Below are 24,163 nucleotides of genomic sequence, written 5' to 3' on the forward strand. Positions count from 1 at the left end.
AATCAGGGAAATCGCGTCACATCCACGCCCGGGACGTAAAACACTTCCAGCCACAAATCGGATGGACAAATGCGGGCACCGCAAGAACGTCGGTGGGTGATGGTAAAACGTGCGTCATGGGTTTGCGGGTCAAGGACATGGCGGCTGGCGATCAGCCACGTGAGCGATTGCTGGAGAAAGGAGGCAACGCCCTGGCCGATCGGGAATTACTGGCCATACTCCTCGGATCGGGCAGCCGCGGCATGAGTGCCGTCGAGCTCGCCTCGCGGGTCATCTCCCACTGCGGCGATCTCGGGGAACTCGCGCGGTCCGAGCCACATCGGCTGCTCAGCGTTCCGGGGGTCGGGCCCGCCAAGGCCGCCCGCGTCGCTGCGGCGTTTCATCTTGTACGTCGCTCGCAAAGCGGCCCCGGTCCATTGCGCATCACCTCCTCGGCCGACCTCGCCGCCCTGGTGGCCCCGCTCCTGCGGGAGCAGACGAAGGAGCGCCTGGTCCTGGTGGTGTGCGACGCCGCCGGCGGGGTGCTGCGCCAGCTGGTGCTCACCGAGGGCGGGAGCGACCACACCTCACTGCCCGTCCGCGATGTGATCACAGCGGTGTTGACCTCGGGAGGGGCGGCGTTCGGCGTCGCGCACAACCACCCGAGTGGCTCCATCGAGCCCAGTCCCGACGACGTGGCCTCGACCGACCACCTGCGACACGCTTCCGACATCGTTGGCCTCACCTTCCTCGATCACCTTGTGGTTACCGACACCAAGTGGCGCCGTGTTTCTTAATCCTCAATCTACATATAGGTCTAGTCGCCGTCTATAGAGACTTAGTAAGTGTCTGGTTTCTGGGTATACGTACTGTTTGGTCTACGATACGAAGATGCTCGACCGAGAGGGACCCGTGCCGGTCTACAAGCAGATAGCCGAGGAGCTCCGGCGAAAGATCGCCGAAGGCGAGCTGAGCCCCGGCGACGCCATCCCCAGCGAGGCGGAACTCGAAGCCGAATACAACGTCGCCCGTATGACCGCCCGCCGGGTGGCACGCGAACTGCGCGACCAGGGCCTCGCCTACACGATCCAGGGAGAGGGCACCTTCGTGGGCACGCCCGACACCCCGCGATCGGAGCTCCCCGTCTACCAGCAGATCGCGAAGCTCCTGTCGGAGAAGATCCGCTCCGGCGAGTTCCCGGCCAACCGCGCCCTGCCGAGCGAGAAGGCGTTGATGGCCGAGCACGGCGTGGCCAAGGCGACCGTCCGCCAGGCGATAGCGACCCTGCGCAAACAGGGGTACGTGTTCACGGTTCCCTACCGAGGGACGTACGCGACGGCCCGCGAGAAGTGGCCCAAGTCGAAGCGCTCGACACCGGCCTCACGCCAGAACGGGCTGTGAAACCCGGGCGCTCGGGGCACGGCCCAGGGCACCCGACATCGACGTGACTTGCCGGGGTAAAGGCGGATCCGCCGCCCGCCCTGGCGGGCCGGCGCTCGCCCAGGTGGATGAGTGACCTGTTTAGGTGAATGGGTGACCGTACTGCCTACGGATCGGGCAACACCCGTCTGCCCAGATGGACGGTTGGCTGCCTCAGATCGGTTCCCCGCTCCGGCGTCGATACGGAGTCCGGTCAGCCGAAACGGCTTGTGGTGGCCAGTGGTGCAACCGCAAGCGGCTCTGCGAGCCGACAGGCTATAGGGCCCAGCGGGAGCGGCGGTAGCTTTGCGCCCGGCGGGCTCCCATCCGGCTCCTGCTCCGCCCGGCTCTGCTCCACCCGGCTCCTGCTCCGCCCGGCTCTGCTCCACCCGGCTCCTGCTCCACCCGGCTCCTGCTCCACCCGGCTCCTGCTCCACCCGGGCCCGCTCCACCCGGCCCCATCCCGCGCCGCGGCGGGACGGATTCAGGTGCGTTCCGCGCCGCCGACGCAGCCGGTCAGCGCGCGGCCCGGTAGCCGTCGGTTCGGTGCCCGGTCTTCGCCGACGATGCGCAATGATCCGAGCCGGTCGGCGCCGACTACGGATTCAGGAGTCACCGGGGCGATGTACACGCCGATTTTCATCCCCGTCGTGTTGTCGACGCGCAATGTATAGGTCTGCCCCCGCTCCACCCGGATCGGCGGAAAGGATTGATACGTGCCGCCGTTGTTCGATGGCGTGACCGCGGCACGGTACAGGACGGCGTCGCCGTGCATGACGGCCAGCGTGAGCTTGTCCGGCATCCCTTGTTCCCAGCCGACGACCACCCCGATCGTCCACACATACGGCGACGCCGGCACGAACTCCTGGTCCACGTGTCCGTCGGGCAGCAGCTGGAACGCCTCCGCGCCGAGCTTCTGATCGTTGCTGACCTCGTACACGCAGTCGGTGTCGTGGAACTCCGACGGCAGTACATACGGCTTCGGAGGTGTCCCGACGCCCGCAGCCGACCCCTCGGCCCCGTAGAACACCCAGGTCAATGCAACCGCCGCCACCGCGACGACGACTCCTCCGAGCAGAACGTGCCCCGGCCGGATCGCCGCCGCCCACCTCGGAAGCGCGTCGTTCTGCCCGTTGACCGCGCGCTGGCGGATCCCCAGGGCGATGGCCGCCACCGCGCCGAGAATGCCGCCCACCCAGCTCGCGCTCTCCAGCGTCGCCACCACCGAAAGGCCGATCATCAGCAGCGCCACTGGGCCGCAGATCGCCACAATCCAGGCGAAATTCCCGGTTTTCTTCATCGCTCCCGACTCCACATAAAAAGGTGCCGAGATAGAGACGAAAAGCCGCGCGATTCCGTTGACACATCCTCGCGCGACATTCAAGTCAGGAATTAATGGTATTTGTCATCTAAAGCAACACTTCGCGAAAGTTTCACGCCCGCCACGCCAGCCACCTGCGTCGATGCGGACCGCCGTTGACAGACCCCCGCCCCCGGGTTAGCCATGAGATCCCAATGTTAGCGATAACAGATGGACCTCCCATGCTCAGAAGAGTGCTGCTCCCCCTCCTCCTCATCGCCGTCCTCCTCCACCCCACCCCCGCCAACGCCGCCGGCCCCGCCCCGCATTACCTCATGACGGCGTTCACCAACGCCAGCGAGTCGAACATGTACGTCTACGACTCCAGCAACGCCGCGAACTACAACCTGATCAGGGCAAACGCCTACACACCCCCGTCAGGCCTGATCCGCGACCCGAGCGTCATCAAGCACAGCGACGGCTACTACCACCTCGTCTACACGACCGGCTGGACCGGCAACACGATCGGGTTCGCCCGCAGCGCCGACGCCGTCACCTGGACCTTCCAGCGCAACGTCGTCGTCGGGCTGAACGGCTCGACGGGCAGCACGTGGGCGCCCGAGTGGTTCCGCGACTCCGACGGCAGTGTGCACGTCGTCTTCTCGGCGTCGACGACCGGGACGGCGGGGCAGTTCCGGCCCTACCGGATCACGGCCACCAACTCCGCGCTGTCGGCGTGGTCGGCGGCGACGCCGCTCGGGATCTCGGCCAACTACATCGACAGTTTCCTGGTCAAGGTCGGCGGGACATACCACAACTTCCTGAAGAACGAGACGACCAAGTACATCGAGCATGCCACCGCCACCAGCCTCAACGGGCCGTGGACGTTCGTCGGCACGGGCAACTGGGCCGGGTGGGGTTCGGGGCTCGAAGGGCCCGCGCTCGTGCGGCTGCCGGACAACCGGTGGCGGCTCTACTTCGACAACTACTCGGGCGGGCGCTACTACTACGCCGACAGCTCCGACCTGTCGAGTTTCTCCTCCCGGACCGAACTCTCCGGGCTGTCCGGCACGGCCCGGCACTTCACCGTGCTGCGGGAGGACTCCGGTGACACCACCGCGCTGCCGACCGGGAACCGGTCGCTGCGGGCCGGGTCACTGTACGTGCGGCACCGCGACTACCAGGCGTATCTGGAGAACGTGAGCGCTTCCAGCTCGCTGCTGGCGCGGCAGGACTCCACCTTCACCATCGGCGCGGGGCTGGCCCACTCCGGGTGCTACTCGTTCCAGGCGATCAACTTCCCCGGGTACTACCTGCGCCACTACAACATGCAGCTGGTCCTGCAGCGGAACGACGGCTCGGCGATCTTCCGCGGTGACGCCACCTTCTGCGCGCGGGGGTCGCTGCTGGAGTCGTACAACCTGCCAGGGAAGTTCCTGAACGGCAGCCTGCGCCTCGATCCCACCGGCACGGCCTTCACCGTGACCAGCCCGCTGGCCTGAGAGGACCCGTCAATGCGCCTGTTACGCCTGATCGTCGTCGTGGCGACGCTGCTTCTCCTGACACCGCTGCCGGCGCAGGCCAGCCCGGCCGTGCAGTACGGCAACCCGATCGCGGCGCAGCGCGCCGACCCGCACATCTTCAAGCACACCGACGGCTACTACTACTTCACCGCCACGGCGCCCGAGTACGACCGCATCGTGCTGCGCCGCGCCACCACCATCCAAGGGCTGGCCAGCGCGCCGGAGACCGTCATCTGGCGCAAGCACAGTTCGGGCGAGATGGGCGCGCACATCTGGGCGCCCGAGATCCACTTCATCAACGGCCGCTGGTACGTCTACTTCGCCGCCGGCCGCACCGACGACGTGTGGCGCATCCGCATGTACGTCCTGGAGAGCACCGCGGCCAACCCCCTGACCGGCTCCTGGACCGAACGCGGCCGCATCTCCACCCCCTGGGACACCTTCTCGCTGGACGCCTCGACCTTCGTGCACAACGGCATCCGTTACCTGATCTGGGCCCAGCAGGAACCGGGCATCTCGACCAACTCCAACCTGTACATCGCCCGCATGGGCAGCAACCCCTGGCAGATCACGGGGAACACCACCCGCCTGACCATCCCCACCCTGGCCTGGGAGACCAGGGGTTACCGGGTCGCCGAGGGGCCGTCGGTGATCCAGCGCAACGGGCGGTTGTTCATGACCTATTCGGCCAGCGCCACCGACGCGAACTACTGCCTCGGCCTGCTGACCGCCTCGGCGTCGGCCGATCCGCTCAACGCCGCGTCGTGGACCAAGAGCGCCAACCCGGTCTTCGTCTCCAACGCCGCGACCAGCCAGTACGGCCCCGGCCACAACTCCTTCACCGTCTCGGAGGACGGCCAGAGCGACCTGCTCGTCTACCACGACCGGTCGTACCAGAACATCTCGGGCGACCCGCTCAACGACCCGAACCGGCGGACGCGGGTCCAGAAGATCTACTGGCGGGCCGACGGCACGCCCGACTTCGGCATTCCCGTACCGGACGGCGCCACCCCGGTACGGCTCATGTCGGGCAGCTACGCCGTCCGCCACTGGGAGTACCGCGTCCGGCTCGAGACCAACGTCACGCCGCTGGCAGACAGCCAGTTCCGGCAGGTCACCGGCCTGACCGGGTCGGGCACGGTGTCGCTGGAGTCGACCAACTTCCCCGGCTACTACCTGCGGCACCGCAACCACGAGGGCTGGGTCGAGCGCAGCGACGGCTCCGCCCTGTTCCGCTCCGACGCCTCGTTCTACCGTCGCACCGGACTGACCGGCAGCGGCGTCTCGTACGAGTCGGTCAACTTCCCCGGCTACTTCCTGCGCCACCGCTCGGGCCTGGTCTGGGTCGAGCAGAACGACGGCACCGCCGCCTTCCACGGCAGCGCCACGTTCACGCTGGAATAACCGCCCTGGTGCGTTGCGTGGCGGCCACGCAGACCACGACCGCCATCGCGGCCACGATCGTCCACGGGTCGAACGGCTCGCCCAGGAGGAGGACCGCCCAGGCCAGCGTCAGCAGCGGCTGCGCGAGCTGGGTCTGGCCCGCGCGGGCGATCCCGCCCTGGGCGAGGCCCGCGTACCAGGGGATGAAGCCCAGGTACATGGACACGAGGCCGGTGTACAGGAACCCGGCCATCGACTCCCCCGTGAGACTCGGCGCGGTCGTCAGGGCGAGCCAGGCGGTCAGCGGAACCGTCAGCGGGGCGGCCACGACGAGCGCGTAGGAGATGACCCGCCAGCCGGGGGTGGTCCGGGTCAGCCGGGCCCCCTCGGTGTAACCGACGGCGGCGGAGCCGAGGGCCAGCACGAGCAGCAGGTCGGCCGTCGTCACGTGCCCGCCGCCCCGCGAGAGGGTGAAGACGGTGATCGACAGCGCGCCCAGGCCGCTCGCGGTCCAGAAGGCCGCCCGGGGGCGTTCCCCCGCGCGCAGCACGGCGACGACCGCGGTGGCGGCCGGGAGCAGGCCGATGACGACCGCCGAGTGGGAGGTGGACGCGCCGCCGTACAGGGCCAGGCCGCTGAATACGGGGAAGCCGAAGACCACGCCGAGGGCGATGACGGCGTACGACCCGAGGTCGCGGCGGGGCGGCAGCAGCGGGGCGCGCGCGATCAGGAGGAAGCCCAGGGCCACGACCAGGGCGAGCACCGCGCGACCGATGGCGACCAGGAAGGGGTCGAGGCCGCGCATGGCGTACACGGTGGCCGGCATCGAGCCGGAGAAGGCGAGCACGCCGACGGCGGCGAGGGCCGTGCCAATACGGGCGCTACCGGGATGGTGCGAGGATCCGCTACTCACTACCCGATCGGGGATGGTAGCGCTACTCTGAACTCTCATGAACGACGATAGCAGTATCGCTCGTCTCGCCGACAGTCTGAAAGCTCAGGCCGCCTCTCTGCGGCCCGGCGACCGGCTTCCCTCCAGCCGGGAGATCGTCCAGGCCCACGGCGTCTCGCCCGTCACCGTCTCCAAGGCCGTGGCGCGGCTGGTCGCCGAGGGGGTCGTCACCACGCGGCCGGGCGCGGGCGCGTTCGTCGCCGCGCCGCCGCGTCCGCGGGAGACCGATCCCTCCTGGCAGACCGTCGCGCTGGGCGGCCGGGTCGTCGACGAGGCGGCGCTGACGTCGATCCTCCAGCAGCCCGCCGAGGGGGTGATCCCGCTCACCGGCGGCTATCTCAACCCGGTGCTGCGGCCGACCAAGGAGCTCGGCGCCGCCGCGATCAGGGCGGTGAAGCGGCCCGACGCCTGGTCGATGCCGCCGCGCGCGGGCGTGCCCGAGCTGCGCACCTGGTTCGCCGGTGAGACGGAGACGACGCAGAACGACGTGCTGATCGTCAGCGGCGGGCAGGCCGCGCTGACCCACGCCTTCCGCGGGCTGGCCGCGCCCGGCGATCCGGTGCTGGTGGAGACGCCGACCTATCCGGGGGCGCTGGCGACCGCGCGGGCGGCCGGGCTGCGGGTCGTGCCGGTGCCGGCCGACGACGGCGGGGTGCGGCCCGACCAGCTCGCCGAGGCGTTCGCGCGGACCGGGGCCAGGGTCTTCTACTGCCAGCCGACGCTGCAGAACCCGTCGGGGGCGACGCAGTCACTGGAGCGGCGGCGGCAGGTGCTCGACATCGCGCGGGCGGCCGGCGCGTTCGTCGTCGAGGACGACTTCGCCCGCTATCTCACCACCACTCCCCCGCCGCCTCCTCTGGTGGCGCTCGACACGCACGGCACGGTCGTGCACGTGCTGTCGCTCAGCAAGATCACCGCGCCGAGTCTCCGGGTGGCGGGGCTCGTGGCCAGGGGGCCGGCCGCCGCGCGGCTGCGGGCCGCGCAGATCGTCGAGTCGTTCTTCGTCGCGCGGCCGCTCCAGGAGACGGCGCTGGAGTTCGTGTCGGCCCCCGCCTGGCGACGGCACCGGGCGGCCGTCGCGGCGGAGCTCGACGAGCGGCGGGGGATCCTGCTGGAGAGCCTGCGGCGGCATCTGCCCGACCTGCGGGTGGAACTGGTGCCGAAGGGAGGGCTGCATGTGTGGGTACGGCTCCCGCCCGCCCTCGACGAACCGGCGCTCGTCGAACGCGCCCAGCGGGCGGGGGTGCTGGTCAGCCCGGGGCGGATCTACCACGCCACCGAGCCGCCGGGCCCGTGGCTGCGGCTCACCCACACGGCCGCGTCCCATCGGGCCGAACTGGCAGAGGGGGTCATTCGCCTCGCGACGGCTTACGGGGAACTCGCGGCTGACGCTCCCGGCGCTTCTTCTGCTGGAAGGCCAGGTAGGCGAGGTAGCTGACGTGCATGGTGTTCTCCTTAAGCGAGAAGCGGACGGCCGAAGGCCGACCGTGGCTCGCGCTTGAACCTGCCCGATAGACAGGAAATCACGACACCAGCTAAAGCGTTACAGGGGTGTCTTGTTATTCCCGGCTAGAGTGCCCCGGAAGGAGTGATCCACGTGTCCGGCCCGGCTGAACTGCTGCGCGACTTCGTCAACACCTACGACGTCGAGACCGATACCGACGACCTGACCTCCCCGCAGGCGTTGCGCGACTGGCTGGAGGGCCACGGCCTCCAGCCCGCCGACGATCTCGCGCTCGCCAGGAACCTGCGGGAAGGTCTGAGGGCCGGCCTGCGGCACAACCACGACGTGGTGGCGTACACGACCCCCGAACCTCTGGAGGCGGCGCTGTCGGCGCTTTCGCTGCGCGTCGCCATCGACGGCGGGACGCCCCGGCTCGTGCCGGCCGACGGCGCGGCCCACCGCGGTCTCGCGGAACTCGCGGCCATGATCGCTGCGGCGCACGCCGACGGGACGTGGCCACGCCTTAAGGTGTGCGTCGAGAGCACCTGCCAGGCCGCCTTCATCGACGCGTCGAAGAACCGGTCACGTGCGTGGTGCTCGATGCGCGTGTGTGGAAATCGCACGAAAACTCGGACATATAGGGCACGACGTCAGGCTGAAGGTCCGGGGATGCCCGCCTGACCAGTACGGTGTCATAGGCACAGAAAGGAGCCGGCCAAATGGGTGTCAGACCTGCCCGTCTCGAAGATGTCGACGCGGTGACGAGCACCCAGATCAGGGCGTGGAAGCACGGTTACCGCGATTTCCTGCCCCCCGGCCCGCTAGAGCAGATGACCGGCCCCGCCGCCGAGAAGATGTGGCGGCGCCAGTGGGACGAGGCGATCCTCTCGCCGCCCTCCCCCCGGCACCGGGTGCTGGTCGCCGTGGAACGCGTCGTCCCCGACACCGAAGAGTGGCACGCGCTGGGTCCCGGCGGGGTGCTCGCGGCGCTGCCGACGGCGGCCGAGCGGGCCAGCGACCGGGTCGTGGGGCTCGCCTCACACGGGCCCGCCGAAGACCCTGATCTGCATCCCGGGTTCACGGCCGAGCTGCTCACGCTGCTGGTCGACCCGAACCACATCCGGCGCGGCCACGGCAGCCGGCTGCTCAACGCGACCGTCGACCACCTGCGCGACGACGGCTACAGCTCCGTCGTGACCTGGGTGTTCGCCGAGAACTACGCGATGCTCGGGTTCCTCGAGTCGGCCGGCTGGGGCGAGGACATGGCCGAACGGGTGCTCGACATGGGCCGTCCGATCCGGATGGTCCGCATGACGACGGACATCTCACGCGCGTGACCACCCCGGCTCAATGGGTCGCCGGCGCGCGGCCCCGCACTCTCCCCGCAGCGGTCGTCCCGGTCGCGGCCGGCACCGGCGTCGCCATCGGCGCCGGCCACTTCGTCTGGTGGGCCGCCCTGGCCGCCCTCTTCGTCGCGCTGGTCCTCCAGGTCGGCGTCAATTACGCCAACGACTACAGCGACGGAATCAAGGGCACCGACGACGGTCGCGTCGGCCCGATGCGGCTCGTCGGCTCGAAGGCGGCCACCCCCAAGGCGGTGCTCACCGCGGCGCTCGGCTGCTTCGCCGCCGCCGCCGTGGTCGGCCTGGCCCTCGTCGTGGCGACCTCGGCCTGGTGGATGCTGGCCTTCGGAGCCCTGTCGATCCTCGCGGCCTGGTTCTACACGGGCGGCTCGCGCCCCTACGGCTACCGGGCGCTCGGCGAGCTCTCGGTGTTCTTCTTCTTCGGCCTGGTGGCGGTCATCGGCACCGCCTACGTGCAGGCCGGCTGGACGTGGACGGCGGTCTGGGTGAGCGTGCCCGTGGGTTTGCTCGCCGTGGCGCTGCTGGTGGTGAACAACCTGCGCGACCTGCGCACCGACGGCCCGGCCGGGAAGCGCACCCTGGCGGTGGTGCTCGGCGACCGGCGCACGAGGTTCCTCTACGCCGCGTGCCTGCTGGTGCCGTTCGCCTGCCTGGTGCCGCTGGCCTTCTCCCACCCGTTCGCGGCGCTGGGGCTGCTCGCGCTGCCGCTGGCGATCCGACCGGTGCGCGAGGTCATCGGGGCCCGCATCGAGGGCCGGGCGCTGATCCAGACGCTGCAGCAGACCGGGCGGCTTCAGATCATATTCGGCGTTCTGTTCGCGGTGGGCCTTGCACTTGCGTAAATCCATTATTGGGCACGCGTAATCAGGTAATGCTCGACAGGTTAAGTCGACTCCACGATAGTGGACTCAATTCCCTTGACCAGAGAGAAGAGCATGCCTCAACTGACGTTCGCTCAGAAGGCCGTGATCGTCGATCGCGATCGCATCCTGTTGGTGCGCAAATCCGCCGCCGATCCCCACAATCCCGGACTGTGGGAACTCCCGGGCGGCCGGCTCAAGACCCCCATGGAGCCGCTGGCCGAGCAGATCACCCGGGAGGTGCTGGAGGAGACCGGCTTCCACGTCGTGCCTGATCAGATCATCGATCTGTGGGACTGGCAGATGCCCGTCGGGCGCGAGATCGTGCGGGTCATCGCGGTGTCACGGCTCTGCCGGGTCCTGGGCGACCCGGGGAAACCGTGCCGGGCGCGCGACGACTACCTCGACGAACAGGCGTGGCATCCACTCGGGCTCTTGGGCGGCCTTGACGTCATCCCGTCGCAGAAGCCCACTATGCAACGCCTCCCGGAACTGATCCCCAGCCTTTCGGGATGAGGCCGCCGAGGTGGCGCCGCCCGCAATGGTCATCGTCTCCGGATTCACCGCTGCCGGCAAAACCACGCATTCCAGGATCCTCGCCGAAATGCTGGAGTGGAAATACCTCGGAATGTCGGCGATCAGAAGACGCATATTGCCCGAGTCGGGTTCGGCGGCCGAAGAATGGCTGCCGGAGGGCGACCGGCTGCGGGCCGCCGACACCGGCGTCGACCGCGAGATGGACCGCCTCATGGGCCGGGCCATCGCCGCCACCGACTCTCCCTTGGTGGTCGACGCCTGGCTGCAACCCTGGCTCTGCGCCGATCCGGGGGCCGTCAGGGTGTGGCTGGAGTCGAGCTTCCCCTCGCGGGTGGCCAAGGCTCAGGTCAGCCGGTTGCGTTCGGGAGCACGGGCGTCACCCCTCACCCGCCGGGAGATCGCGGCGAAGGACGCGTTCTCCGTCGCGCACTTCCGCCGGGTCCACGGCGTGCGGTTCGGGCCCGATCCGGAGCTGTTCGACCTGATCGTCGACAACTCCGCCTTCATCTCCCGCCCGACGGTCGAGAGCAGCGACCGGGGCATCGCCGGGTTCGGCCCGGTCCTCTACGAACTCGTCACGGGGCTGTTGCATGATCGCTGACTGCTTCCTGTGCCGGTCGGCCGCGGGGGCGGACGACATCCCCTGGACCGACCGGCCCTTGTGGCTCGACCCGCGCTGCGGCGTGGTGCTGCCCGGAATGGGCGGGCTGTCGCCCGGCTATCTGTTGCTGGCGCCCATCAGGCATGTGCACAGTTTGCGAACCGCCGTCGCGAGTGACCGAAGCGAACGCGACTTCCGCGAGTTCGTGGCCGAGGTCCTCGATTTCCTCGTACGCCGCCACGGAGACCTCACCTATTGGGAACACGGCGGCGCCTCGACCGAAAACCTGCTCCCCAGGTCGGCCTGCATCGACCACGCCCATTTGCACATCGTGCCCGGCTTCCACGATCTGCCCAGGCCACCGGCCTGCCAGAGTTTTCCCGACCTGGCCTCGGCGCTGTCGGATAACCCAGAAGACGGAGCTCCATATCTGTTATTGGGCCATCACAAAGGGCCCTGTCATGTCGGTGCGGACATCGGCAGAAGCCAGTACTACCGGCGCGAGTGGGCCAAAATACTGGGGAAGCCAGATCATTGGGATTACCTGGTTACGGAAGACGGCACAAACACCATGCGCACCATCGACTCGTTCTTTCCGCACCGCGCGTGAACCAGCTCACCCGCGAGAGGCTCACCGCCGGGATCGACCGGATCCAGGAGGCCATGCAGAGCTTCCTGGAACTGGCCAAGCAGCTCGAAGGGCTGCCCCCCGACCAGTACGCCGCCGGGCAGTTCCTCAAGTCGATCGACCAGCGCGGCGTCTACGGCACCACCGGCGCCCTGCTGACCCTGGCACGGGCCACCCCCTCCGCGCTCACGGTCACACAGATCCGCGGCCTCACCAACCACCTGATCTCCCGGGAGTCGGCGGAGAACCGGCTGGCGAAGACCAGGGGCGACAAGGCGGCGCTGAAGCCCCGGCTCGACAACGAGGCGCGCATCACCTTCAAGGCCGCCGACCTGCTCTACGCCCTCGCGGCCACCCCCGTCTGGGCCGAGCACGGCGCCGAACTGGCCGGTGAGGTGATCGGCCGCATCGACGCCGCCCGCATCCCGGTGGGCGGCTGGGGCGTGGAGCTGAAGCAGACGTGCACCGTCGACATGGTCGCCACCGCCTCCGTGATCCGCGCCCGGACCGCCGCCCGGCTGCCCGTCGCACCGCAGGACGTCGACCTGCTCCGCATCACCGCGCGCAGCCCCCAGGAGAACCCGCACGTCAGGATCTACTGCCTGCTGGCGCTGCTGGAGCAGCCGTTCGTCCGCGACGACGACGGCGCCCTCGTCGAGGAGTTCCTCGCCACGCTCGACCCGTTCACGCGGACCGAGGAGGACTACAAGTTCGAGATGGCGCGCCACCACCACTGGATCCACATCCCCTGGCAGCTCTATCTGCTCTCGTGCGTGGCCCTCTGGCGGCCGGGCCTGTTCCACACCGACGTCCGGGTCCGCGCGGTGCTCGACGACGCGCTGACGGCGCTGGAGAGCCGGGAGGGCTACATCTATCCGGGCCGGGGCGGGGAACGCTCCACGCGGACCTACGGAATTCTGATGGACACGCTGTGGCGGATCCGCCAGGTGCTCGGCCCGCCGCCACCGCCGGTCTGGACGCCGCGGCGGGTGCTGAAGATCGCGTCCTGGAGCGGCCTGGCGGTGGGCGGCGGGTTCACCGCCGCGTCGTTGTGGTGGTGGGCGCAGGGCGAGGAGGGCCCGCTCGGATCCGTCGGCGGAAACGTGGCCGCCGCCGCCCTACTGGCGGCCCTGAGCCTGCTGCTCGGCTGGGTCAAGAAGCGGTGACCAGCGCATCCGTTCGGGGATGACCCCCCGCACCCCGCCCTCCGGGTGGGGCGTGTCGCCCCGCCGCCTCGGGATCAGGTGGACGTGGGCGTGCGGCACGGTCTGACCGGCCGCCACGCCGCAGTCGACCCTCCTGTACCCACGAAAGGCGGCTACAGGTCGAGCAGCGCGTCCAGACCGACGGTCAGGCCGGCAGGCAGATCGCGCACCCTCCGGACCCCCAGCAGCACCCCGGGCGTGAACGACGAGCGGTTCATGGTGTCGTGCCGGATGGTGAGGATCTCGCCGTCGCCGCCCAGGATGACCTCCTGGTGGGCGATCAGCCCGGCCAGCCTGATCGCGTGGACGTGGACGCCGTCGACGTCCGCCCCACGGGCGCCCGGAAGCTCCTGCGAGGTCGCGTCGGGCATCGCGTCGAGGCCGGCCTCGGCGCGGGCGGCGGCGATCAGCTCGGCGGTCCGCCGGGCGGTGCCCGAGGGCGCGTCGGCCTTGTTCGGGTGGTGCAGCTCGATGACCTCGGCCGACTCGAAGAAGCGGGCCGCCTGCTGGGCGAAGTGCATCATCAGCACGGCCGCGATGCCGAAGTTGGGGGCGATCAGGGCGTTGGTGCCGGGGTTGGCCGCCAGCAGGGCCCGCACCTCGTCGAGGCGGCCGGGGTCGAACCCGGTCGTGCCGACGACCGGGTGGACCCCCCGCTCGATGCACCAGCGGAGGTTGCCCATCACCACATCGGGGTGGGTGAAGTCGACCACCACCTCGGCCTCGGCGATCGGGTCGAGGGCGTCGTCCTTGTCGACGGCCGCCACGAGTTCCAGATCGTCGGCCGCGTGGACGGCCTTGCACACTTCCACCCCGACGCGGCCACGCGCGCCCAGCACACCTACTTTGATCACGTGCTAAGGCTAGCGGTCAGCTCACCGCGGCCGAAAAGTCCTTTCCGGCGAACGGTCCGATGACGGCCAGAGTGAGGGGCCGGGTCAGCACGTCGCCCGCCACCTCGGCGATGTCGTCCGCCGTGACGGCGTCGATGCGCTGCAGCACCTCGTCGACCGACATCAGCTGGTCGTAGACCAGCTCGCTCTTGCCGATCCGCGACATGCGGGAGCCGGTGTCCTCCAGGCCGAGCACGAGACCGCCGCGCATCTGGCCCTTGCCGCGCAGGATCTCCTCCTCGGTGAAGCCCTCGGAGACCACGCGCCCGATCTCGTCGCGGCAGATCTTGAGGACGTCGTCGATCTTCGAGGGGAGGCAGCCGACGTAGACCCCGAACTGGCCGGTGTCGGCGTACTGCGAGGTGTAGCTGTAGGCGCTGTAGGCCAGGCCGCGCTTCTCCCGGATCTCCTGGAACAGGCGGGAGGACATGCCGCCGCCGAGCGCCGCGTTGAGCACCCCGAGGGCGAACCTGCGGTCGTCGGTACGGCTGACGCCGGTCGTCCCCAGCACGAGGTTGGCCTGCTCGGTCGGCCGGTCGACCACCTTCACGCCGCGGTGGGCCGGCAGGCCGGAACCGCCCACGCGGGGCGGGATCGGCGCGGCGTCGCCGCCCAGGGCCCCGGCGCGCTCGTAGGCGCGGGCCACCAGTTCCACCACGTGCTCGTGGGAGACGTTGCCGGCCACCGAGATCACGGTGTGGGTCGGCAGGTAGAAGCGCTGGTAGTACTCGTCGATGCGGTCGCGCGTGAGGGCGTTGATCGTCTCCTCGTTGCCGAGGATCGGACGCCCGATCGGGGTGTCGCCGTAGAGCTGCTCGGAGAACGCCTCGTGGACCACGTCGGAGGGGTCGTCGTCGTGCATGGCGATCTCCTCCAGGATCACGCCCCGCTCCGACTCTACGTCGTCGGGGGTGATCAGGGACGAGGTGACCACGTCGGCCAGCACGTCGATCGCCAGCGGCAGGTCCTCGTCGAGGACCCGCGCGTAGTAGCAGGTGTACTCCTTGGCGGTGAACGCGTTGATCTCGCCGCCGATGCCCTCGATCGACGCGGAGATCTCCATCGCGTCGCGCGTGGGCGTGCCCTTGAACAGCAGGTGCTCAAGGAAGTGGGTGGCTCCGGTGTGCTCCGGGTCCTCGTCGCGCGAGCCGATGCCGACCCACGCGCCGACCGCGACGGAACGCACGGTCGGCATGGTCTCGGTCACCACGCGGAGCCCACCGGGCAGGACGGTGCGGCGGATGACCCCCGCACCGTCCTTTCCGTCGAACAGGGTCGTCGTGATCACGAGTTGCGGTCGTCCCGTCCGGAACGGCTGCGGGTGCGGCGCCGACGGGGCTCGTCGTCGCCGCCACGGGCCTCGGACTGCTCGGCGGGGGCCGCCGGCTCCTCGGGCTCGCCGGACTCGGCGCGGGCCGCCTTCTCAGCGGCCTCCTTCTCCACGACCTCGACCGGGACCAGGGAGAGCTTGCCGCGCGAGTCGATCTCGGCGATCTCCACCTGGATCTTCTCGCCGACGCCCATCACGTCTTCCACGTTCTCGATGCGCTTGCCGCCGTGCAGCTTGCGGATCTGGGAGACGTGGAGGAGGCCGTCCTTGCCGGGCATGAGGCTGATGAACGCGCCGAAGGCGGCGATCTTGACGACCGTGCCCAGGTAGCGCTCGCCGACCTCCGGCATGTGCGGGTTGGCGATGGCGTTGATCGCGCTCCGGGCCGCCTCGGCCGAGGGGCCGTCGGTGGCGCCGATGTAGATCGTGCCGTCGTCCTCGATGGTGATCTCGGCGCCCGTGTCGTCCTGGATCTGGTTGATCATCTTGCCCTTCGGGCCGATGACCTCGCCGATCTTGTCTACGGGAACCTTGATCGTGATGATGCGCGGCGCGGTCGGGTTCATCTCCGCCGGAGAGTCGATCGCCTCCTGCATCACGTCGAGGATGGCCAGGCGGGCGCCGCGCGCCTGCTTGAGCGCGGCGGCCAGGACCGAGGCGGGGATGCCGTCGAGCTTGGTGTCGAGCTGCAGGGCGGTGATGACGTCCTTGGTGCCGGCGACCTTGAAGTCCATGTCGCCCATGGCGTCTTCGGCGCCCAGGATGTCGGTCAGGGTGACGTAGGTGTCGCCCTCGCCGATCAGGCCCATCGCGATGCCGGCCACCATCTCCTTGAGCGGCACACCGGCGTCGAGCAGCGCCATCGTGGACGCGCAGACCGAGCCCATCGAGGTCGAGCCGTTGGAGCCCAGGGCCTCGGAGACCTGGCGGATGGCGTAGGGGAACTCCTCGCGGCTCGGGAGAACCGGGATGAGCGCCCGCTCGGCCAGCGCGCCGTGGCCGATCTCGCGGCGCTTGGGCGAGCCCACGCGGCCGGTCTCACCGGTCGAGTAGGGCGGGAAGTTGTAGTTGTGCATGTAGCGCTTGGTGCGCTCGGGGTTGAGCGTGTCGATCATCTGCTCCATGCGGAGCATGTTCAGCGTGGTGATGCCCAGGATCTGGGTCTCGCCGCGCTCGAACAGGGCCGAGCCGTGGACGCGAGGCACAACGTGGACCTCGGCGTTGAGCCCCCGGATGTCCTTCGGGCCGCGGCCGTCGATGCGGATGCCCTCGCTGATGACGCGCTCGCGCATCAGCTTCTTGGTGAGGCTGCGGTAGGCGGCCGACAGTTCCTTCTCGCGGCCCTCGAAGTCGGCCAGCAGCTTCTCGCCGACCAGGCCCTTGACCCGGTCGATCTCGGCCTCGCGCTCCTGCTTGCCGGCGATGGTCAGCGCGGCGGCCAGCTCGGAGCGCACGGCGCCCTCGACGGCGGCCAGCGCGTCTTCCTGGTAGTCGAGGAAGATCGGGAACTCGCCGGTCTCCTTGGCGGCGACCTGCGCCACCTTCGACTGCGCCTCGCACAGCACCTTGATGAACGGCTTGGCCGCCTCGAGACCCTGGGCGATGGTCTCCTCGGTGGGCGCGACCGCGCCCTCGGCGACCAGCTTCAGCGTGTCCTTGGTCGACTCGGCCTCGACCATCATGATCGCGACGTCGCCGTCGGCGAGCACGCGGCCGGCCACGACCATGTCGAAGGTCGCGCCCTCGAGCTCGGTGTGGGTCGGGAACGCCACCCACTGGCCGCTGATCAGCGCGACCCGGACGCCGCCGATGGGGCCCGAGAAGGGCAGCCCGGCGAGCTGGGTCGAGAGGCTGGCGGCGTTGATCGCGACGACGTCGTAGAGGTGCTCGGGGTTGAGCGCCATGACGGTGGCGACGATCTGGATCTCGTTGCGCAGGCCCTTGACGAACGAGGGACGCAGCGGCCGGTCGATCAGACGACAGGTCAGGACCGCGTCTTCGGACGGGCGGCCCTCACGGCGGAAGAACGAGCCGGGGATGCGGCCCGCGGCGTACATGCGCTCCTCGACGTCGACCGTGAGCGGGAAGAAGTCGAGGTTTTCCTTGGGGTTCTTCGAGGCGGTGGTCGCGGAAAGGATCATCGTCTCGTCGTCGAGGTAGACGACGGCGGACCCCGCCGCCTGGCGGGCGAGACGGCCGGTTTCGAACCGGATCGTCCGCGTGCCGAAGGAGCCGTTGTCGATGACGGCTTCCGTGCTGTGGACACCCTCCACGGGGGACCTCCTTTTTCGGGTCGGTCACCCCACGTCGCCGGCTCCCGGAGGTGCGGCGCCGGTCTTCGATCGAAGCGCCCGGTCGCGTCGACCGGGGGCCACTACCGAGGACCGGCCCTCTTTTTCCGCGGAATGACGCGGGGCACTGGTTTCACGGGTGGTGTGGATATTCAGTTGTCGTTACGCGGAAGGGAGCGGCGTGATGTCGCCGCTCCCTTCCGGACGCGCTATCGGCGCAGACCCAGCCGCTCGATCAGCGTGCGGTAGCGGGTGATGTCCTTCGCCTGCAGGTACTTCAGCAGGCGACGACGGCGGCCGACCAGCAGGAGCAGGCCGCGGCGGCTGTGGTGGTCGTGCTTGTGGGTCTTGAGGTGCTCGGTCAGGTCGCTGATGCGCTTGCTCAGCAGCGCGATCTGCACCTCGGGGGACCCGGTGTCGCCCTCGCTGGCGCCGTATTCGGCGACGATGGCCTTGGTCGTGGCGGTGTCGAGCGACACTGCTTCTCCTTTGTTCCATGGGCACGCGTAGCCATTGCAATCCCGCGAACGACCGTGCGTGCCTACAGTCGCCGTGACGAGAAGCCGGTGATTACTCAGCCGACATACAAGGCTACCACCGCCCGTTAACCAGCCGAGACGCCAAGCGAGACGCGGACGGCCGGCCGTGGCCCGCACACGTGAATCCGCCTCAAAGAAGACGTCGGGCCTCGTCGACGTCGGCGCGCATCTGTTCGATGAGAGCCTCGACCGAGTCGAATTTCAGGGTGTCGCGGAGCCGGGCCAGGAAGTCGACCGAGACGTGGAGGCCGTAGAGGTCGAGATCGTCGCGGTCGAGGGCGTAGGCCTCGACGGTCCGGACGACGCCCTCGAAGGTCGGGTTGGTGCCGATGGAGATCGCGGCGGGCCAGCGCTCGTCGGGCGACTCCAGCCAGCCGGCGTAGACGCCGTCGGCCGGGATGGCCGTGTGGGGCGCCGACTCGACGTTGGCGGTCGGGAACCCGAGCGCCTTGCCGCGCTGGTGGCCCCGGACCACCACGCCCTCGACCCGGTGCAGACGGCCCAGCTCGTCGGCGGCGGCGGCCACGTCGCCGTCGGTCAGATGCTGGCGGATCAGCGAGGAGGTGATGTCTTCGAGACTGCTCACGAGGGGGACGCCGACGGCGACGAAGTCGTACTTCTCGCCGAGTTCGCGCAGGGTGCCGAGGTTGCCGGCGGCCTTGTGGCCGAACCGGAAGTTCTCCCCCACCACGACCCCGGCGGCGTGCAGCCGGTCGACCAGGGCGATCTGGACGAACTCCTCGGGCGAGGTGCGCGAGAACTCCAGCGTGAACGGCAGGATCAGCACCGCGTCGACCCCGAGGGCGCCGAGCAGCTCGATGCGCCGGTGCGGGGTGGAGAGCTGGGAGGGATGGCTGCCGGGCCGCACCACCTCGTCGGGGTGGGGGTCGAAGGTCACCGCGACCGACGCGACCCCGAGCTCATGGGCGAGGTCGACGGCCCGGCGCACCAGCGTCTGGTGACCCCGGTGGACGCCGTCGAACACCCCGATCGTGACGACGGACCGGCCCCAGTCCGCGGGCACGTCGTCAAGTCCGAGCCAGCCACGCACGTCGACCCCCAAGCAGGCAATTGGCGAAGTAATGCTAAGCGTCCCACACACGTCAGGACACGAAGACGGCGAGGGGCTTGGCGGCCCCGCCCTTCTCCTCGACCAGGGCCAGCAGCTCCCCGCCGGGCGCGAAGACGCCGATCGGCCCCTCCCCCAGCCCGGCCGCCTTCAGCCGCCCTCCGTGGGAGACCAGCCTGGCCTCCTCCTCGGTGACGTCGCGGCGCGGGAAGGCCTGGGAGACGGCGTCGGCGATGGGCAGGATGACGCACTCCTTCTGGAGCGCCTCGATCGACAGCGCGTCTTCCACTCGGTACGGCCCCACGCGCGTCCGCCGGAGCGCGGTCAGATGCCCGCCGACCCCCAGTCCGGCGCCCAGATCCCGCGCCAGGGAGCGGATGTACGTACCGGAGGAACAGGTGATCACGGCCTCGACGTCGACGTGCTCACCCAGGGTGACCGAGGTGACCTCGAAGGAGTGGACCGTGATCGGCCGAGCCTGGAGCGCCACCTCCTCGCCCTGGCGGGCCAGCTTGTAGGCCCGCTCGCCGTTCACCTTGATCGCGCTGACCTGCGGCGGGACCTGCATGATCAGCCCGGTCAGCGCCTCGACGCCCTTGCGGACGTCGTCGGCCGTGACGTGGGAGGCAGAGGCGCGGCCGGTCTCCTCGCCCTCGGCGTCGTCGGTGTTGGTCGAGACGCCGAGGCGCATCGTGGCCTCGTACACCTTCTCGGTCAGGGCCAGGTGGCCCAGCAGGCGGGTCGCCTTCTCGACCCCGACGACCAGCACGCCGGTCGCCATCGGGTCGAGGGTGCCGGCGTGGCCGACCTTGCGGGTGCCGGCGATGCCGCGCATCTTGCCGACGACGTCGTGGGAGGTCCAGCCCGAGGGCTTGTCGACGATGATGATGCCGCTCGGCGGCGGGGGGCGTCTGGTCACGCGAGCAGCTCCGTGAGGCGGGCGACGGTCTCCTGCGGGGTCTCGCGGGAGGAGAACCCGGCCGCGCCGGGGTGCCCGCCACCCCCCAGGGCGGTGCAGGCACGGCCCACGTCGGCCGTGCCCTTCGCGCGGGTCGACACGTTCCAGGTGCCTTCGTCGTCTTCCTTGAAGACCACGGCCACCTCGGCGTCGTCGACCTTGCGCAGGACGTCGATGATCCCTTCGACCTCGTCGTAGGGCAGGGCGTTCAGGGCCCGGTCCTCCCGGGTCACGGTCGTCCAGACCAGCCCGGAGCCGCCGACGGCCGACCGGTCGAGCTCGGCCCGCGACAGCGCGGCGCCCAGCACCCGCAGGTAGCCGAAGGGAGAGCGGTCCCACAGCTCCCGCGCGATGGCGTCGGGGTTGAGGCCCGCGTCGAGCAGCCGCCCGGCCAGGGCGTGGACGGCGGGGGTGGTCGAGCTGTAGCGGAACGACCCGGTGTCGGTCACCAGGGCGGTGTAGAGGCACGTCGCGATGTCCCGGTCGATCGGGAGCCCCAGCCGCTGGATCAGCTCCTCGGCCAGCACGGCCGTGGCCGCCGCCTTGGGGTCGACGAGCTGGACCGTACCGAACCCGGTGTTGGACGCGTGGTGGTCGAGCACCACCAGTTCCTTCGCGGCCTTGGCCGACGGGACGAGCAGGCCGAGCCGCTCGATCGTGGCGGCGTCGAAGGTGATCATCAGGTCCGGCTCGGCCGGGAAGCGCGCGGAGTCGACCAGGAGGTCCTGGCCGGGCAGGAAGCGCAGCAGCCGGGGCACGGTCGGTTCGTGGTCGCCGAAGGAGGCGACCACGTGCCTGCCGGACCGCCGCAGCGCCTGGCCGAACGCCAGCATCGAGCCCAGGGCGTCGCCGTCGGGGATGACGTGACAGGCCAGGGCGATCGAGTCGTGCGAACCGATGAGCGCGACCGCGCGCGCCCACTCGGCCTCGGGAGGGAGCGTCACTTCGCGCTTCGCTCGGACACCTCGTCGGTGTCGTCTTCGAACTCGTCGTCGAGCTCGTCTTCGTCCTTCTTGTACGGGTCGGCGTCGCCCGCGTAGGCGGCGCCCTCCGCCTTCTTGGCGATCTCGGCGTCACGTGCCCTGGCCTCGGCGAGCAGGTCGTCCATGTGCCGGGCCGAGTCGGGCAGGGGGTCGTGGGTGAAGGTCAGGGTGGGCGTGTGGCGCAGCCCGGTCTGCCGGCCGACCTCCGAGCGGATGATGCCCTTGGCGCTCTCCAGCGCGGCGGCGGTGTCCTTACGCTCGGCGTCCGACCCGAAGACGGTGTAGAAGACCGTCGCCTCGCCCAGGTCGTTGGTGACCCGGGTGTCGGTGATGGTGACGAACCCCAGTCGCGGATCCTTGATCCGCCGTTCCAGCATCTCGGCGACGATCTGCTGGATTCGGTCCGCCAGTTTCCTGGCTCGCGCGGCGTCCATGGGCGCGCTCCCCCTTCTTCCGGATGTACGGCTGACGCTGCGACCTGGCGGTCTATTCCTCGTCGTTGAACAAACGATGCCGAGCCGACAGCAGCTCGATCTCCGGGCGGAAGGCGACGGCCCGCTCGCACGCGTTCATGACCTCATCGACGTTCCCGGCCGAGCCGGAGACGACGGCGACGCCGATCTCGGCTCTTCGGTGCAGTTCGTGATGGCCGGTCTCGGCCACCGCGACCGCGGGGAACCGCCGGCGCAGCTCGGCGATGAGGGGACGGACAACGGACCGCTTCTCCTTCAGCGAGTGAACGTCGCCGAGGAGGATGTCCAACGTCAGAGCACCGACATACATGTGTTGTTGTGGCGCCAATAGACCCTGGCGCGTGGGTCGTGTTCCTACAGGAAACCGGTTCCCGGCCGCGTCGGCCGGGAACCGGATGATCAGCCCCTGTTAGTCGCGGGGCTTCTCCCGCATCTCGAACGTCTCGATGACGTCGTCGATCTTGATGTCGTTGTAACCGACACCGATACCGCACTCGAAGCCCTCGCGGACCTCGGTCGCGTCGTCCTTGAAGCGGCGCAGCGACGAGACGGTGAGGTTGTCGGCGATGACGACGCCCTCCCGGATGATCCTGGCCTTGCTGTTGCGGGTGATGACACCCGAACGGACCAGGGTGCCCGCGACGTTGCCGATCTTCGGCACCTTGAAGACCTCGCGGACCTCGGCGGTACCGGTCTGGATCTCCTCGAACTCCGGCTTGAGCATGCCCTTGAGGGCCGCCTCGATCTCCTCGATCGCCTGGTAGATGACCGAGTAGTAGCGGATGTCGACGCCCTCGCGCTCGGCCAGGTCGCGCGCCCGGACTTCCGGCCGCACGTTGAAGCCGATGATCACCGCGTTGTCGTCGGCGATCGCCAGGTTGACGTCGTACTCCGTGATCGCACCGACGGCGCGGTGCAGCACGCGGAGGTTGACCTCCTCGCCCACATCGATCTTGAGCAGCGCGTCTTCCAGTGCTTCCACCGAACCGGACACGTCGCCCTTGATGATGAGCTTGAGCTCGTCGATCTTGCCCTTCTCGTAGTCGCTGAACAGCTCTTCGAGCGTACGGCGGCGACCGGCCTTGGCCATCTCCGCGATGCGCTGACGAGCCGCCCGCTCCTGGGCGATCTGGCGGGCCATCCGGTCGTCGCTGACGACCAGGAAGTTGTCACCCGCGCGGGGCACGGCCGTCAGACCGAGCACCCGGACCGGACGCGACGGGTCGGCCTCTTCGACCGGCTGCATGTTGTCGTCGAGCATCGCCCGGACGCGGCCGAAGGCCTCGCCACAGACGATCGACTCGCCGACCCGCAGGGTGCCGCGCTGGACCAGCACGGTCGCCACCGGGCCGCGGCCCTTGTCGAGGTGGGCTTCGATGGCCAGACCCTGGGCGTCCATGTCGGGGTTGGCGCGGAGGTCGAGCTCCGCGTCGGCCGTCAGGATGATCGCCTCGAGCAGGTTGTCGATGCCCAGGCCCTGCTTCGCCGAGATGTCGACGAACAGGGTCGAGCCACCGAACTCCTCGGCCACCAGACCGTATTCGGTCAGCTGGGCGCGGACCTTGGTGGGGTCGGCGCCCTCCTTGTCGATCTTGTTGACCGCGACCACGATCGGCACCTCGGCCGCCTGGGCGTGGTTCAGCGCCTCGATCGTCTGCGGCTTCACACCGTCGTCGGCCGCGACCACCAGAACGGCGATGTCGGTGGCCTGCGCACCACGGGCACGCATGGCGGTGAACGCCTCGTGACCCGGGGTGTCGATGAAGGTGATCTTCCGGTCTTCGCCATCGTGCTGAGCGTGGACCTGGTAGGCGCCGATGTGCTGGGTGATGCCACCGGCCTCCCGCGCCACCACGTTGGTGTTCCGGATGGCGTCGAGGAGCTTGGTCTTACCGTGGTCGACGTGACCCATGACGGTCACGACCGGCGGACGCGGCGCGAGGTCGGCCTCGTCGCCCTCGTCTTCACCGAACTCGATCTTGAAGGACTCGAGCAGCTCGCGGTCCTCCTCCTCCGGGGAGACGACCTGCACGACGTAGTCGAGCTCGGCGCCGAGGAGCTGCAACGTCTCCTCGTTCACCGACTGGGTCGCGGTCACCATCTCACCGAGGTGGAGCATGATCTGGACCAGCGCCGCCGGGTTCGCGCCGATGCGGTCGGCGAAGTCGGACAGCGAGGCGCCGCGCGGGAGACGGATCGTCTGACCGCCACCACGGGGAGCCTGCACGCCGCCGATCGCCGGCGCCGACATGTTGTCGAACTCCTGGCGCCTCTGGCGCTTGGACTTGCGGCCACGCGTCGGACGGCCACCCGGACGCCCGAAGGCACCCGCAGTGCCGCCGCCACGGCCACGGCCACCCGGACCGGGACGACCGCCGCCGAAGCCGCCGCCGCCACCACCGGGACCGCCGCCACCCGGACGACCGCCGCCA

24 protein-coding genes and 1 pseudogene are annotated in these 24,163 nt (G+C 69.6%); 12 read left to right on the top strand and 13 right to left on the bottom strand.

Annotated features, from left to right (window positions below; translation table 11 throughout):
• Nucleotides 1–116: 116 nt before the first annotated feature.
• Together FDA94_RS33615 and FDA94_RS33620 are read left to right on the top strand one after the other, a co-directional pair.
• On the top strand, nt 117–776 hold the full coding sequence (locus tag FDA94_RS33615) for a JAB domain-containing protein (RefSeq protein WP_246060294.1): 660 nt from the start codon (nt 117–119) through the stop codon (nt 774–776).
• 94 nt (nt 777–870) lie between these two features.
• Nucleotides 871–1,380, top strand: a complete 510-nt coding sequence (locus FDA94_RS33620; RefSeq protein WP_137251102.1) for a GntR family transcriptional regulator — start codon at nt 871–873, stop codon at nt 1,378–1,380.
• Nucleotides 1,381–1,882: 502 nt separating this feature from the next.
• Here the strand turns inward: FDA94_RS33620 and FDA94_RS33625 are convergent.
• On the bottom strand, nt 1,883–2,698 hold the full coding sequence (locus tag FDA94_RS33625; RefSeq protein WP_137251103.1) for a hypothetical protein: 816 nt from the start codon (nt 2,696–2,698) through the stop codon (nt 1,883–1,885).
• Nucleotides 2,699–2,940: 242 nt separating this feature from the next.
• Here FDA94_RS33625 and FDA94_RS33630 point away from each other — a divergent pair, with 242 nt between their 5' ends.
• Both FDA94_RS33630 and FDA94_RS33635 read left to right on the top strand, forming a co-directional pair.
• Nucleotides 2,941–4,200, top strand: a complete 1,260-nt coding sequence (locus tag FDA94_RS33630) for an AbfB domain-containing protein (protein WP_212735623.1) — start codon at nt 2,941–2,943, stop codon at nt 4,198–4,200.
• Between the two features lie 12 nt (nt 4,201–4,212).
• Entirely contained in the window at nt 4,213–5,625 is a 1,413-nt protein-coding gene (locus FDA94_RS33635; RefSeq protein ID WP_137251105.1) for a family 43 glycosylhydrolase, read from the top strand.
• Here the strand turns inward: FDA94_RS33635 and FDA94_RS33640 are convergent.
• Nucleotides 5,612–6,517: a DMT family transporter gene (locus tag FDA94_RS33640; protein WP_246060295.1), complete on the bottom strand. Its 906-nt coding sequence runs from the start codon at nt 6,515–6,517 to the stop codon at nt 5,612–5,614. The two genes, FDA94_RS33635 and FDA94_RS33640, sit on opposite strands and share 14 nt — an antisense overlap.
• Before the next feature lie 37 nt (nt 6,518–6,554).
• Between FDA94_RS33640 and FDA94_RS33645 the strand changes: the two genes are divergently transcribed.
• From FDA94_RS33645 to FDA94_RS33680, 8 genes are all read left to right on the top strand, one after another.
• Nucleotides 6,555–7,994 carry an aminotransferase-like domain-containing protein gene (locus FDA94_RS33645; protein ID WP_137251107.1) on the top strand — a complete coding sequence of 480 codons (1,440 nt, stop codon included), beginning with the start codon at nt 6,555–6,557 and terminating at the stop codon, nt 7,992–7,994.
• 159 nt (nt 7,995–8,153) lie between these two features.
• A complete protein-coding gene (locus FDA94_RS33650; protein ID WP_137251108.1) occupies nt 8,154–8,681 on the top strand; it encodes a CGNR zinc finger domain-containing protein in 528 nt (175 codons plus the stop codon).
• A gap of 38 nt (nt 8,682–8,719) precedes the next feature.
• The gene (locus FDA94_RS33655) at nt 8,720–9,337 is read left to right on the top strand and encodes a GNAT family N-acetyltransferase (RefSeq protein WP_137251109.1); all 618 of its coding nucleotides are present in this window, start codon (nt 8,720–8,722) and stop codon (nt 9,335–9,337) included.
• Nucleotides 9,334–10,206, top strand: coding sequence for a 1,4-dihydroxy-2-naphthoate polyprenyltransferase (locus FDA94_RS33660; protein ID WP_137251110.1), 873 nt, complete (start codon nt 9,334–9,336; stop codon nt 10,204–10,206). Before FDA94_RS33655 ends, FDA94_RS33660 begins: the two co-directional genes overlap by 4 nt.
• Before the next feature lie 123 nt (nt 10,207–10,329).
• Complete coding sequence (locus tag FDA94_RS33665; RefSeq protein WP_212735624.1) at nt 10,330–10,740, top strand: NUDIX domain-containing protein; 411 nt, start codon at nt 10,330–10,332, stop codon at nt 10,738–10,740.
• Nucleotides 10,741–10,765: 25 nt separating this feature from the next.
• On the top strand, nt 10,766–11,362 hold the full coding sequence (locus FDA94_RS33670) for a cytidylate kinase-like family protein (RefSeq protein WP_484083255.1): 597 nt from the start codon (nt 10,766–10,768) through the stop codon (nt 11,360–11,362).
• Nucleotides 11,352–11,972 (top strand): HIT family protein, encoded by a 621-nt coding sequence (locus FDA94_RS33675; RefSeq protein ID WP_137251113.1) that lies wholly within the window; start codon nt 11,352–11,354, stop codon nt 11,970–11,972. Before FDA94_RS33670 ends, FDA94_RS33675 begins: the two co-directional genes overlap by 11 nt.
• Nucleotides 11,969–13,156, top strand: a complete 1,188-nt coding sequence (locus FDA94_RS33680; RefSeq protein WP_137251114.1) for a hypothetical protein — start codon at nt 11,969–11,971, stop codon at nt 13,154–13,156. The genes FDA94_RS33675 and FDA94_RS33680 overlap by 4 nt, the downstream gene beginning before the upstream one ends.
• Here the strand turns inward: FDA94_RS33680 and FDA94_RS41640 are convergent.
• The 11 genes and pseudogenes from FDA94_RS41640 to infB form a co-directional block, all read right to left on the bottom strand.
• Nucleotides 13,109–13,285, bottom strand: a pseudogene (locus FDA94_RS41640) (HIT family protein); the annotation flags it as partial. The gene FDA94_RS33680 and the pseudogene FDA94_RS41640 overlap by 48 nt on opposite strands.
• A 23-nt stretch (nt 13,286–13,308) precedes the next feature.
• Nucleotides 13,309–14,049: a 4-hydroxy-tetrahydrodipicolinate reductase gene (dapB, locus tag FDA94_RS33690; protein ID WP_137251116.1), complete on the bottom strand. Its 741-nt coding sequence runs from the start codon at nt 14,047–14,049 to the stop codon at nt 13,309–13,311.
• A 16-nt stretch (nt 14,050–14,065) separates the two neighbouring features.
• Nucleotides 14,066–15,373 carry a M16 family metallopeptidase gene (locus tag FDA94_RS33695; protein ID WP_137251124.1) on the bottom strand — a complete coding sequence of 436 codons (1,308 nt, stop codon included), beginning with the start codon at nt 15,371–15,373 and terminating at the stop codon, nt 14,066–14,068.
• Nucleotides 15,373–17,691: a polyribonucleotide nucleotidyltransferase gene (locus FDA94_RS33700; protein ID WP_137251117.1), complete on the bottom strand. Its 2,319-nt coding sequence runs from the start codon at nt 17,689–17,691 to the stop codon at nt 15,373–15,375. Before FDA94_RS33700 ends, FDA94_RS33695 begins: the two co-directional genes overlap by 1 nt.
• 227 nt (nt 17,692–17,918) lie before the next feature.
• Nucleotides 17,919–18,188: a 30S ribosomal protein S15 gene (rpsO, locus tag FDA94_RS33705; protein WP_062348278.1), complete on the bottom strand. Its 270-nt coding sequence runs from the start codon at nt 18,186–18,188 to the stop codon at nt 17,919–17,921.
• Between the two features lie 190 nt (nt 18,189–18,378).
• Complete coding sequence (locus tag FDA94_RS33710; RefSeq protein ID WP_137251118.1) at nt 18,379–19,299, bottom strand: bifunctional riboflavin kinase/FAD synthetase; 921 nt, start codon at nt 19,297–19,299, stop codon at nt 18,379–18,381.
• Nucleotides 19,300–19,351: 52 nt separating this feature from the next.
• Complete coding sequence (gene truB, locus FDA94_RS33715) at nt 19,352–20,236, bottom strand: tRNA pseudouridine(55) synthase TruB (RefSeq protein ID WP_137251119.1); 885 nt, start codon at nt 20,234–20,236, stop codon at nt 19,352–19,354.
• Complete coding sequence (locus FDA94_RS33720) at nt 20,233–21,219, bottom strand: DHH family phosphoesterase (protein WP_137251120.1); 987 nt, start codon at nt 21,217–21,219, stop codon at nt 20,233–20,235. Before FDA94_RS33720 ends, truB begins: the two co-directional genes overlap by 4 nt.
• Complete coding sequence (gene rbfA / locus FDA94_RS33725; RefSeq protein ID WP_137251121.1) at nt 21,216–21,692, bottom strand: 30S ribosome-binding factor RbfA; 477 nt, start codon at nt 21,690–21,692, stop codon at nt 21,216–21,218. Before rbfA ends, FDA94_RS33720 begins: the two co-directional genes overlap by 4 nt.
• Nucleotides 21,693–21,744: 52 nt before the next feature.
• Entirely contained in the window at nt 21,745–22,041 is a 297-nt protein-coding gene (locus FDA94_RS33730) for a DUF503 domain-containing protein (RefSeq protein ID WP_062348285.1), read from the bottom strand.
• A gap of 99 nt (nt 22,042–22,140) precedes the next feature.
• Nucleotides 22,141–24,163 (bottom strand): translation initiation factor IF-2 (infB, locus tag FDA94_RS33735; RefSeq protein WP_137251122.1); only part of this gene is annotated, 2,023 nt, incomplete at its 5' end.

It is taken from the genome of Herbidospora galbida (assembly GCF_005233835.1).
In the GTDB taxonomy this organism is placed as follows: domain Bacteria; phylum Actinomycetota; class Actinomycetes; order Streptosporangiales; family Streptosporangiaceae; genus Herbidospora; species Herbidospora galbida.